General features: G+C 38.7%; 9 protein-coding genes. 4 read left to right on the forward strand and 5 right to left on the reverse strand.

Annotated features, from left to right (window positions below; genetic code table 11):
* Nucleotides 1-874 precede the first annotated feature (874 nt).
* Together LQ201_RS05450 and LQ201_RS05455 are read left to right on the forward strand one after the other, a co-directional pair.
* Nucleotides 875-2,224 (forward strand): Gfo/Idh/MocA family protein, encoded by a 1,350-nt coding sequence (locus LQ201_RS05450; protein WP_230139897.1) that lies wholly within the window; start codon nt 875-877, stop codon nt 2,222-2,224.
* 116 nt (nt 2,225-2,340) lie between these two features.
* On the forward strand, nt 2,341-3,432 hold the full coding sequence (locus LQ201_RS05455; RefSeq protein WP_230139899.1) for a phosphotransferase enzyme family protein: 1,092 nt from the start codon (nt 2,341-2,343) through the stop codon (nt 3,430-3,432).
* Between the two features lie 656 nt (nt 3,433-4,088).
* Here LQ201_RS05455 and LQ201_RS05460 read toward each other — a convergent pair.
* From LQ201_RS05460 to LQ201_RS05475, 4 genes are all read right to left on the reverse strand, one after another.
* Nucleotides 4,089-4,556 (reverse strand): GtrA family protein, encoded by a 468-nt coding sequence (locus tag LQ201_RS05460; RefSeq protein WP_230139901.1) that lies wholly within the window; start codon nt 4,554-4,556, stop codon nt 4,089-4,091.
* Complete coding sequence (locus tag LQ201_RS05465; RefSeq protein ID WP_230139902.1) at nt 4,556-5,245, reverse strand: CDP-alcohol phosphatidyltransferase family protein; 690 nt, start codon at nt 5,243-5,245, stop codon at nt 4,556-4,558. The genes LQ201_RS05460 and LQ201_RS05465 overlap by 1 nt, the downstream gene beginning before the upstream one ends.
* Before the next feature lie 157 nt (nt 5,246-5,402).
* Nucleotides 5,403-6,209 carry a phytanoyl-CoA dioxygenase family protein gene (locus LQ201_RS05470; protein WP_230139904.1) on the reverse strand — a complete coding sequence of 269 codons (807 nt, stop codon included), beginning with the start codon at nt 6,207-6,209 and terminating at the stop codon, nt 5,403-5,405.
* A 782-nt stretch (nt 6,210-6,991) separates the two neighbouring features.
* Entirely contained in the window at nt 6,992-7,765 is a 774-nt protein-coding gene (locus tag LQ201_RS05475; RefSeq protein ID WP_230139906.1) for an SDR family oxidoreductase, read from the reverse strand.
* Nucleotides 7,766-7,942: 177 nt separating this feature from the next.
* Here LQ201_RS05475 and LQ201_RS05480 point away from each other — a divergent pair, with 177 nt between their 5' ends.
* A complete protein-coding gene (locus LQ201_RS05480) occupies nt 7,943-10,294 on the forward strand; it encodes a TonB-dependent receptor (protein ID WP_230139907.1) in 2,352 nt (783 codons plus the stop codon).
* Nucleotides 10,295-10,297: 3 nt separating this feature from the next.
* Nucleotides 10,298-11,407: a PepSY domain-containing protein gene (locus tag LQ201_RS05485; RefSeq protein WP_230139909.1), complete on the forward strand. Its 1,110-nt coding sequence runs from the start codon at nt 10,298-10,300 to the stop codon at nt 11,405-11,407.
* 48 nt (nt 11,408-11,455) lie between these two features.
* Here the strand turns inward: LQ201_RS05485 and LQ201_RS05490 are convergent, their stop codons facing one another.
* Nucleotides 11,456-11,875, reverse strand: a complete 420-nt coding sequence (locus LQ201_RS05490) for an SRPBCC domain-containing protein (protein WP_230139911.1) — start codon at nt 11,873-11,875, stop codon at nt 11,456-11,458.
* Between the last annotated feature and the right edge of the window lie 331 nt (nt 11,876-12,206).

Below are 12,206 nucleotides of genomic sequence, written 5' to 3' on the forward strand. Positions count from 1 at the left end.
AGGCCATTTTGAGTAGTTTTGACACTTGTTTTTAAGCAATATGCTTTGTTGAAAAAAAATAAGTATACTTTTTATAGCGTAAACGGAACCAGTTTGGTTTGAGCTGTTTCCCCATTTTGCGCTGCCTGTGTGGAAATACTTCCTCATATTTTTTTATTATTTCTACAGTATGGCCTTTAAAATGTAAAGCCTTTAAAACAGCGGTAAAGGGGGGAGGCGAAAAGCTTTAATTACCATTTGCCTTGGCAATGGGCAATTGTTGCAAAGGCATTGCAGCATAGCTTAAAATAAGCGAAGTAAATAGATCATTTGCTTTGGGCCTAAATAATTGGTATTGCAAAAATTAGTCAATCGTTTGCGCTGATATTTATGTTGTAATGCTCATTTGCTTGTTCTACTTTTAAAGAATACAAAGCAACAAAACCGTAAAGAACCAGCACAAATGCCTATCCATTTGCTTACAAAACCACTTGTTTCAGGGCTGTTAATAAGCTTATCTATTAATAGCTGGGCCCAAAAAGAAAACACCTATGCAATAGGTGCCAAATTTTTTAAGCTTAATGGCAAGCCACATATAATACGCTGTGGCGAAATGGATTTTGCCCATATGCCAAAAGGCGATGGGAAACATCGTTCGCAATTGGCCAAAGCAAAGGGCTTAAACACGGTTTGTGCTTACTTATTTGGAATATGCAAGAAAAACAGCCGATCAGTTTATCTGGGGCAAAAACTTTTTAAAAATATTTAGCCCATTAATGCGCTGTAAGTAAGCGGGTTTTGATGTGTAAAAGTGCGAAAGAATAGCTAGTAAAACGTTTGTTCAGTATTAACCGGATCAATTAAAAAACTAAACAATAAATATTAAATAACACAAATGGAACGTAGAGATTTTATCAAAAATGGTGCATTTACGGCTGCTGGTTTAACCATCCTGCCAACCGGAAGTTTATTTGCATCATCAGACAGTGGAAAAGTAAGAGTAGGTTATATCGGTGTGGGTGCACGTGGTATGAGCCATATTTCTGAAGGTGCCTTAAGAGACGATGTAGAAATTGTTGCAATTTGCGATACCCAGGAAAGTTCACTTAAAATCTGTCGTAATTTTATTGCCAAAAAAGGTAGACCTGCCGCAACAGAGTACACTGGTGGCTTAGATGCCTATAAAAAACTTTTAGACCGTAAAGATATTGATGCCGTAATTATTGCAACGCCATGGCAGTTTCACCGCGACCAGGCAGTTGATGCCATGAAAGCTGGTAAATATGTAGGCTGCGAGGTAATTGCAGGTTTAAGTGTGCAAGACCACTGGGATATTGTAAACACTTCAGAGAAAACAGGCATGCCTTACATGACTTTAGAAAACGTTTGTTACCGTAGAGATGTAATGGCGGCTTTAAACATGGTTAGACAAGGCCTTTTTGGCGAATTGGTGCACCTTGAAGGTGGTTACCAACATAATTTAAGGAACGTACTTTTTAACAACGGTAAAGATTATTATGGCGGTGGGGTAGAGTTTGGGCCAAAAGCATTGAGCGAGGCACAATGGCGTACGCAGTTCAACATCGATCAGGATGGCGATTTATATCCAACCCATGGTGTTGGCCCTTTAATGCAATATGCTAACATTAACAGAGGGAATAGCTTTACCAGCCTGGTATCGTTCAGTTCTAAAGCAAGAGGTTTGGCCGCTTACGTAGAAGAAGTTTCTCCTGGCCACCCTAACGCTAAAATTAACTATAAAAATGGCGATGTTACCACCACAATGATCAACTGTGCAAATGGCGAAACGGTATTGTTAAGTCACGATACCCACTTGCCCAGGCCATATTCTATCGGTTTCAGGGTACAGGGAACAAAAGGTCTTTGGATGGATGTAAACAAATCAGTGCACATCGAACATAAATCGAAAGATCATGCCTGGGATAAAGCTGATGAATGGTTTGCTAAATACGATCACCCACTTTGGAAAAAATATGAAGCAGAAGCCGTAGGCGCTGGTCACGGTGGTATGGATTGGTTTGTTTTTAATGGATTTATCCAGGCGGTGAAACAGAAAAAACAAACGCCTATTGACGTTTATGATTCAGTTACAATGAGTGTAATTATGCCACTTTCTACCAAATCGTTAAAAGAAGGAAATATGCCACAAAAATTCCCTGATTTTACAAAAGGAAAATGGAAAGATCGAAAAAATACTTTCGCTTTAGACGATAGCGGCTTTTAGTCTCGTTTGCGGGTAATGCCATATGGCTTACCCGCATAATTTAATAAGCAACTTTATTCAGGTTGATCAAATGGTTTGCCTGGAACAATTTTTATTCAAATATATATTACCATCTTATGTTTCAAGCAGTATTAGGTGCTTATGGACTTAACGCAGAAAAATTTAAAATTGAACCTTTCGGCTCGGGCTTAATTAACCATACCTGGAAAGTTTACAGTGAAAAATTAGCCTATATCTTGCAAGAGGTGAATACGGAGGTTTTTCGCCAGCCTCAAAATATTGCTCAGAATATTGAGACAATAAAAAAATATCTTGATCAAACAGCCCCTAAATATTTATTTGTTGCCCCAATTACGGCCACAAATGGAGATGATTTTGTGGTTATTGACGATCATTTTTACAGGATTTTTCCATTTGTAGAAAATTCCTGCGCTGTTGATTTTGTACATCAGCCTGAGCAGGCTTATCACGCTGCTAAGCAGTTTGGTAAATTTACCAGGATGCTTTGTGCCTTCAACGTACAAAAATTAAAGCCCACTATAGAAGATTTTCATAACCTGCCTTTACGTGTAGAGCAGTTTAAAAAAGCTTTGGAACAAGCCAGCGATGAAAGGATTGGTGAGGCAAAGTTCGCTATTGAAGAGATTATCAGACATTACGATATAGAAGAGCAGTATGTACATATGGTAGATAGCGGTGCACTTAATTTACGCGTTGTACACCACGATACCAAAATTAGCAATGTACTGTTACAGGCCGAAACTGGCGTGGGTTTATGTGTAATCGATTTAGATACCGTAATGCCCGGATACTTTATCAGCGATGTGGGAGATATGATGCGTACTTATCTCTCAGAAGCCAATGAAGAGGAAAAGGATTTCAGTAAAATAGCGATTAGAGAAGACGTTTTTGCTGCAATACATAAAGGTTATATGGAAGAAATGGACCAGGTTTTGGCCTTTACCGAAAAACAGTTCTTTATTTATTCGGGTAAATTTATGATTTACATGCAAGCGGTAAGATTTATAGCCGATTTCTTAAACGGCGATATTTACTATAAAACAAATTATCCCGAGCACAACTTGGTGAGGGGCTTAAATCAGATCGATTTATTGAATAAGTACGTCGCCAAAGAATCGAAATTTGAAGAGATTATCAAGAAAATTAATGAAAGTAGAATAAATGACGCAAAAACAATATTAAATTAATAAGGTAGAGACAAGGTGTTCAGTTTTTATGCTTCATCGTTTGGGCTGGACATCCTTTTTACCTTTGGTAAGCGCCAATGGTATGATGTAATAAGTGGTCATCTTTCCAGCGCAAATCTATCATGTGGACACATCTTTTAAGAATAGTTTTAGGCGTTTTGCTAGCTTCCTTTAATAAACCACTTCTTATACCGAAGAACGCCGTCAATCCCAAGTGGCTGGAAATCAAAAAAACAGGTGCAGAAAAGAACAAATAGTACTACCAAGCCTTAACGCAGTGGTTTTGTGTTCATTCGAGTTGAATTAAAGCTTTTAAGGGTATTGAACACAAACCCTGAAGGGCTCAATCAGCCCAAAGAAAACACAGACAAAAACTGATTAAACAAAGTGCTGCTGTTTTTTTGATAAGCGTGGGTGGTGAGAAGCCACCTTGCCGGATTGACAAAGCGTTTTGGGTACTTTGGCGCTCCAAAATGCGCCAGCATTCTTGAGCACAAATAAAAATACATGACCTGCGAAAAACTACAATGCCTCCGCGGCATAGAGCGGGAAAAATAATTTCGAACTAATTGCTCAAAATATTATTTCATAACAAATAAAGCGCAAACGTTTGATGGGTTAAACACATCTGTTGCGAAAAGGGTAGAAACATGCCATTAAGCTCTTTGTTCTTCGCCAAGTTTTTCAAAATAATCTTCTTCGTCTATTTCATAATCGCTTATTTGATTGGTTCTAAATACCCAATACTTCATCAGCGGATAGTTAAAGCCATAAGAAACAATACTATCAATTAAAAGCCTGCCAAGTTTATAATCCAGATTTAAACTTCGATGCAACAAGTAGGTGCCAGCTGATTTTAATGAAATACTCCCTAAAACCACAGTAAAAAAACGGATTAGCTGTCCGCTTGTAGAACTGCAATAACCATCGTTGCTTTTAAATGCCCAGAAACGGTTAATGCAAAAGTTAACAATCCCGCCCATGGTGCCAGAAATCAAGATCGAAATGGTAAAATGGATATGCAGCCATTCGGTTAGCAGTATCATTAGCCCATAATCGGTAACACCACCAGAAAAGGCAGATACCTGTGCTTTGAGGAAAAGTTTAACAGATGCCCAGGTCATTATATCTTCTCCTCCTCATCTTTAGCGTCGCCCGCTTTCAAAAGTTTAAACGTATCGATAATATTGATCACCAATAACAGCGATACCATCGCAATTGCGAAATAAGTAATGGCACCAGTAAATAAGGTTTCGGCAATTAAGATAAGCGAAATAATTACGCGTAATTCCGTCGGGCCTAAATAGCCAGAATCGATCTGATAAAAACCGGTAATTTTATAACGCAGTTGAGAAATAATCATAGACCAACCGTACAATACCACAAAAAGAAATGCGAAAATCTGTGTGCCACCATCAGCGTAATAATAATAGCCCAAACCGATCAGGATAATGCTGAGCCAATCCATCACAATATCGAGCGCAAAGCCATACCACTTGCGCGGTATTTTGCGGAAATATGCCAATCGGCCATCGAGCGAATCGCCAAGCCAGTTGATCATAAAACCTAAAATTCCGATCAGCAAATAGCTTTTTGCATAAAAACCAGCCAAAATAAAGCTTAAAAACACAATCAGCGATCCAAACATGCCAATCCCTGTCATCATATTGGGCGTAATCCACTTAGGTACCCTTGGAAGCAAAAAAAGGATCAGCCCTTGTTCGCTTTTTCTTAAAATATTTGTCCTTTCGCGGTCTGCAAATACCCTTTTGCCATCTAAATGGTCTTCTTTTAGTTTAATAGTAGCCTCCAATTTAAGTGCCAGCCAAAATTACGCCAAAGAGAATGGCTGTTTCTGGCCGGTAAAATTTTAAACTGATCTTCTTTGAATACCTTTAGAATAATCAGTTATTCGCTTTAGCTTCCCCGATCTGACCAGGTAAGTAAACAATAGGGCAAATAACATAAATTTATTTTACAATTCCGGCGAAGCGCTGATAAAATACTGTTGGACTATTCTCATTTTTTGGCGCGTATTTACCAGCAATAATTGGAATGTAGATTACACGTCTTCTGCTTTCCTCGCCACGTATGGCCGATTCTGCTACCCTGTGCCACAGTCTTCCATCATGGATGGTTAAATCTCCTGCTTCAGGCAATATCGATACTTCTTCGGCATCTGGTTTATTATCCAGGAAATATTTTTTTCGAAAAAGCATCTGGTAAATACTTTGTTTATGGGTGCCAGGGATAATTTTTAATCCGCCATTTTCCGGTTTTAAGGTACTCAGGTGGATGCCTACATTCAGCATCGGGTTTAGTTTAGCACCATAAAAAATGTCCCTTAAACCATCTGTATGCCAGCCCATTTTACTGAATTTGCTTTCTGGTCCGTTAATGTAATGGTTAAACACCATGCCGTCTTTCTCTTCAGTGCCCAGGCGTGCACCATCGCCAGCCAATTGCAGTAGGGCATTAAAGCGTGGGTCTAATAACAGTCCGCTTAATGTTTGATGCTGTTGGTTAATAAAAGCAAACCGTTGTACAATTGCTGAGCCATCAAGATCTTTTCCGTATTTAATCGGCACGCCATTTATTTTTTTAATATCTTGCTGTATCCATTTTTGTTCTACTTGTTTAGAAGCATCGATAATGGAAGAAACCGTTTCGGGTTTGATGAAATTCTTGAAATGGATAAACCCATGTGTATTAAAAAAATCAAGCTGTTCTGGTGTTAATTGTTCAGATAAGGTAAAGGTTGGATACGATGTGGCCATGTGTAAAAATTTAAACGATTTAGGAAAAGGATAAATTGGAGATAGCGTTATGCGCAGCAACAGCACATTCGCATTGGCGAGTGGTTCGGTACTGGAGGAAAATAAAACAAATTTGTTTTATTCGACATAGTCTATGGAATTAGTAGTATTTAATGCAAACGTAACATATTTTTAATATTCCAAAGAATTTTATTTGAATTTTTTTAAATATTTTTTTTTTGAAAGGAGTTGCGCTAGGGTAGAGGTGTGTAAATAAAGACTACTGGAGCCATTTTGTTGTATTTATCGTGGTGTTGGATGTTACCATCCGACACTCAGATCCGTTATCAAATTGAAATATTTTTTATTATTGGAGCGCAATTGCAGTAATCATAGGTTTCTTTGTTCCCGTGTTTCGCTTTACGCTTTGCTTCGTCGTACCTCCTTGCTGCAGGGTAACGCTGCACCCGGGGCTAGATGGCCTAAACAGTATTTCATTTTTAGGGTTGTATCGTGTACCCACCTTTGTTCCTAAACCCGAATGTAATGAAAAGCCCGTAAACGAAGAATGAGTGCGGACTTGGAATGGAATGCGGGACTGAAGCTGCCAAGCATGCAGAACTGCTCATTTTCAAATCAATTTACAAGCTATGCCTATTTATCCGTGGTGTTGAATGTCACCATCCGACACGCATAAACCAATCATGATAATTCGTAAAAACAAACTATACGATCTGGTAACATCCGACTGCACAACCATGAGCTTATATGCCGTTACGCCCCAGACTTCGGACCTCCGACCTTTAAGTCTTATAAATCCCTGCGGCCATTTTTTCGATAAATCCCTTTGGTAGGATCCTGTTGGCATATACACTGATGATATTAGTAAAACCCGGAATAATTTCAGATTTTTTGGCAAACATCCCTTTCAATGCGATTTCAGCCACCTCATCAGGCCTCATATTAAACTTTTCGGCCATTTTGTTAAAGGCATCTAAACCTGCTCGATGGGCAAAACCAGTATCAACAGGGCCTGGACTCAAGCAACTTACAGAAACCGGACCATCTTTAAGCTCGAACCTCAAAGCCCTGGTAAAAGATAAAACAAAAGCCTTAGTTGCCGAATAAATGGCCAGGGTTGGAACCGCCTGGTAGGCTGCAGTACTGCAAACGTTAAGTATATAAGCCTTTTTTTCTGTTGAAAGGATTGGAAGCAATAAATGGCACAATGAAGTTACCGTAATCATATTTAATTGACACATTTCTAACTGGGCACTTAAATCCAGTTCTTCAAATTTCCCCCACAATCCATAACCTGCATTATTAATCAGGATATTAATGGCGTAATTCCTTCCTGTTATCCAGTCGAATACTGTTTTTGGGGCTTGAGCCTGGCTAAGATCAATTGACAAGATATCTACTTCAACGTTATATTGGTTTTTGATCTCCGTTTGTAAAGAAATCAATTCATTAACCGAACGGGCAATAAGCAACAGGTTGATTTTTCTCCTGGCCAGCGCAATGGCCATAGATCTTCCTATACCTTTACTGGCTCCGGTTATCAGCGCGTACTTCATCTTTGTTTCCAACATTTTTTTACTCCAAACGGTTTAACGCAAATATCAAATAAATTAAATCTTATGCCTTATTTATTTTAAAATGATGAATGATTAAACACCAAATAGATATCTTTTTTGAGTTATTATTTTTAACAAGTCTAAATAATGCTAGCTTTGCCGAAATTTAGTTATTGCATGAAACACCATTACATAAAATTTTTCGGCACTGCGCTTATCATATTATCTACAGTTACCCTCTTTGCACAAACAGGAAAGGGCACAATTAGTGGAAATGTTGTCGACTCGTTAGGGAACAGCATACCCTTTGCCAACATCCAGGTTAAAAAACAAAATCTTAAAACCACTTCTGGCAAAACCGGTGCATTTAAGTTAACGGATGTTCCTGCAGGAAATCAGCAGATCAGGGTTTCGATTACAGGCTACGACCAATTTGAACAGGTGGTATCGGTTATTGCAAACGATACAATTCAGGTAAATATTGTTTTAAAAGAGCAGCGCTCAGAACTTAACGATGTAATTGTTTCGGCAAGTAGACGACCTGAATCTTTGTCGCAAACACCCTCATCGGTAACGGTGCTTACAGCAAAAGAATTGAATACACAATCTGCAATTAGTCCGAATTTAGCTAATATCCTTTCATACAGCGTACCTGGATTGGGTTTTTCTACCAACCAAACGGGTAACTCTGGTCAGACTTTGCGCGGTAGAAATGTTTTGGTATTAATTGATGGTATTCCGCAATCAACTCCGTTAAGAGCAGGAGGAAGGGATATCCGCAGTATCGATCCTTCAGTTATAGAGCGTGTTGAAGTGATTAAAGGTGCCACCGCCATTTATGGCAATGGTGCAGAAGGCGGTTTGATTAATTATATTACTAAAAAAGCCGATAAAGGAAAATCATTCGGAGGTTATTCTCAAGCCGGAATTACAGGAAACTTAAAAGGCGATAGCACCATAGGATACCGCTTTTCGCAACAGCTTTACGGCAAAACAGGTAAGTTCGATTATCTGGTAAGTGGTATGTTCGAAAAAACTGGCGTTTTCCGCGATGCTGAAGGCTTGGTAATTTCGCCTGAGTATGGTTTAGGCGAGACTAAATCTTACAATGGCTTTGTAAAACTGGGATATAACTTTACTCCAAAACAGCGTTTGCAGGTGATGTATAATTACTTCAGCTCCAGACAGCATTCTAAATATTTAACCAAGGAAGGTGTTTATGGTCAATCGCCGGCTATCGGTATTTATGGAAAAAGACTGGGTGAAGATGAAGGAACAAGGTTTAACCATAATGCTAATTTACAATACACCAATCAGCAGATTTTCGGTAAAACAGATTTAACGGCCAATGTATATTACCAGGACTTTTATACCATTTATTCTAACTCAGCGTCATTTTTCGGTAGTGGCCAATCGGCTATTACTTCAACAAAAAAGGGTGCAAGGGTAAACCTGAACACACCTTTTAACATTGCAGATCAGGTACCAATGCAATTGAACTATGGTTTGGATTTAATGAACGATAAAACTGCTCAAAGCTTAACAGATGGCCGTTTATGGGTGCCTAATATGAATATGGTGAACTTTGCACCTTACTTACAGGCTTCTGCAACTTTTATTAATGATTTAACCATAAAGGGAGGCTTAAGGGTGGAAAATATTAACATTGATGTAGACGATTTTAATACCCTGGCTACCGGTGCAAACGGAGCAGGAAGTATAGCGGTGCAGGGCGGTAAGTTAAATTATAATGCTTTGGTGTTTAATGCTGGCGCACGTTATTCGAAATTCAAGTTTTTTAACCCTTTTATCAGTTATGCACAATCTTTCTCGGTGTTCGAGCTGGGTAGGGTGCTAAGGGCAGCAAAAAGCAATACCTTATCGCAGTTAGAAACTAAACCAATCATTGTAAACAATTACGAAGCTGGTTTTAGCAGTACCGTAGGTAAACTTAATTTCAGTGCTGCTTATTATTACAGCACGTCTAAACTGGGCGCCAATCTTTTAGAGGTTAATGGAACTTACATCTCTCAACGTATTCCAGAGCGTGTATATGGATTTGAAATCCAGGCAGATTATCAGGTTCTACGCGATTTGAGCATTGGTGGTAATTACGCACAGGTAGAAGGAAAAGGCGATGTAGATGATGATGGCAATTTTAACGGAGAGAAAGATGTGTATTTAAACACAACCCGTATCCCGCCATCAAAAACCACCGTTTACCTTAAATATTCAGGTATTAAAAACTTAAGTTTAGATGTAAACTGGATGCGTGTAGGAAATCGCGACCGCTTTAAAACCAATGCGGCAGGTAAATATTTAATTGGCGAAGGCCCGGTAAAAGCGTTCAACTTATTTAATGTTGCAGCTGTATATCAGGTTACACAGCCGCTAAAACTATCGGTAGGTGTAGAGAATTTATTGAACAAAGTTTATTATCCTGCCATTTCTCAGTTTTATGGTAGCAATGTAAATTATGTGAGAGGGAATGGGCGCAGATTTAACCTATCACTAGGCTACGCTTTTTAGACAATGAAGAACAGGAATATTAAAAATACCATCAGGAACATTCATCTCTGGCTCGGCCTGGCGACTGGCCTGGTGGTATTTATTATTAGCTTAACTGGTGCGCTGTATATCTTTGAAGAAGAAATCAGAGATTTTACACAAAAAGATTTTCGCTACGTAGCGCTTCAAGAGAAACCTTTTGTAGGTTTGGATCATATTATTTCAAACTTCGAAAAATTATCACCCAAAGACCCGTTAAGGCTGATCAGAATTGAAGACGGGTTTTCAAATGCAACGGTAGAAATTACCACTAAAAAGGGGACTGTTTACTATTTTAATCCTTACAATGCCGCCTTGGTAAAAAAAGGTGGCGAAGATTGGCTTCAGGTTGTAGAGCATATCCATACCTCCCTGTTGCTGGGAAAAACAGGAAAGTTTATCATGCAATGGTCGGTGGTTATTTTCGTGCTAATGCTGATTACAGGACTCGTGCTCTGGTTTCCTGGTCAGATGCGGTTATTAAAACAATCTTTAACCATTAAAAGAAAAGCATCGTTTAAACGGTTAAATTACGATTTACACAACGTATTGGGCTTTTATGCATCAGTTGTGTTATTGGTTACTGCTTTGAGTGGTTTGTATTTTGCTTTTAAAGAGGTGAAAAATGCGGCTAGTTTTTTTACCGGGAGCAAATTAGGACAAGGCAAATCCATCGTTTTAACCAAACCTACGCAGATCGATTCGCTACCTGTACGTTACAATAAAATTTATACTGAAGCTAAAATTAAATACCCTGGAGCTATTTCCACTAGTTTTTCGCTGCGTGGTAAAGGTGAACTGCGGTTAAGGATGATTTATCCCTACCGATGGGCACGCAACCAGAATACCTTTTTTTATGAGGAAGCTACAGGCGTAATGACTAGGGCTAAACTATATAAAAATTTTAACGGGGCCGATTTAATAGAAGCCACCAATTACGATCTCCACACGGGCAGGCTTTTAGGCCTTCCGAATAAAATTCTTTCTTTTTTAGCGGCTTTGGTTGCAGCGAGTTTGCCGATTACTGGTTTTATCATCTGGTGGAAGAAAAGGAAAAAGCCCAGGAAAGCTAAACCCATTCTGACCTCAAGGTAAATCGAAATCCAAGTCGCAGTGAGACCAGTTCTGTATTAAAACTTAAAGTCATTTATTAAATTGCTCTGCATATGCTTTAAGCTGGTTTAGTCCCGATTGACAGAATTCCTGTTGCATGGTCACATCAAGGCCTGGAACGGGTTCAAAGATTTCGGTCAGTGTAACTGGGTTATTTCCAGTAAAAGTGATCAGGCTTTTCCGCTCATCATCTAATGTATAAGCAATTCGCTCATGCTCAATAATTTCGGTGTAAGTTCCGCTAAAGTCAAAGTTTTCGGTTCCGTCTTTTTTAGCCATACCGTATAAAAACCCACCTCCTTCTATCAGGTTATTTTCAATTTTCTTGTTGATCCATTCGGCTGATGGCGCATTCCACTTGGCAATATGTTCAGGCTCATTCCAGATTTTCCAGATCAGGCTAATAGGCTGGTGTATTTCAACGCTGGCAGTTAAAGCATTCTTGTTCATATAGGCTAAATTATGTCCTAAATTAACTGTTCCAGGCCTACCTTTAGGTGGCCATTGAAGACAAATAAGAGGTTATTTGGGTAATTTGTTGATATGCAATATTTTTTCGATTAAGCCTTAATATAAAATAACATTCCTCTGGGTTGTATGGTCAGTATTATTTTTATTGTTTTTCTTTCAATAAAGTCCTTAATCTATATTTTAGTTGCACGATGCGCTTGATGGTCCAATTTGAGGAAATTAAACCTAAATGAGGATTTAATTGGCCTTATAATTGTTAAGAATGAAATCTTTTGCTTTTCCTAAGCATTAGGTTTTTCCAAAAATAAAT

This window comes from Pedobacter sp. Bi126, from assembly GCF_918698245.1.
Taxonomy (GTDB): domain Bacteria; phylum Bacteroidota; class Bacteroidia; order Sphingobacteriales; family Sphingobacteriaceae; genus Pedobacter.

Coding starts and splice junctions, on each gene's coding strand:
- LQ201_RS05450 (WP_230139897.1), top strand. CDS start 875: ATGGAACGTAGAGATTTTATCAAAAATGGTGCATTTACGGCTGCTGGT.
- LQ201_RS05455 (WP_230139899.1), top strand. CDS start 2,341: ATGTTTCAAGCAGTATTAGGTGCTTATGGACTTAACGCAGAAAAATTT.
- LQ201_RS05460 (WP_230139901.1), bottom strand. CDS start 4,556: ATGACCTGGGCATCTGTTAAACTTTTCCTCAAAGCACAGGTATCTGCC.
- LQ201_RS05470 (WP_230139904.1), bottom strand. CDS start 6,209: ATGGCCACATCGTATCCAACCTTTACCTTATCTGAACAATTAACACCA.
- LQ201_RS05475 (WP_230139906.1), bottom strand. CDS start 7,765: ATGAAGTACGCGCTGATAACCGGAGCCAGTAAAGGTATAGGAAGATCT.
- LQ201_RS05480 (WP_230139907.1), top strand. CDS start 7,943: ATGAAACACCATTACATAAAATTTTTCGGCACTGCGCTTATCATATTA.
- LQ201_RS05485 (WP_230139909.1), top strand. CDS start 10,298: ATGAAGAACAGGAATATTAAAAATACCATCAGGAACATTCATCTCTGG.
- LQ201_RS05490 (WP_230139911.1), bottom strand. CDS start 11,875: ATGAACAAGAATGCTTTAACTGCCAGCGTTGAAATACACCAGCCTATT.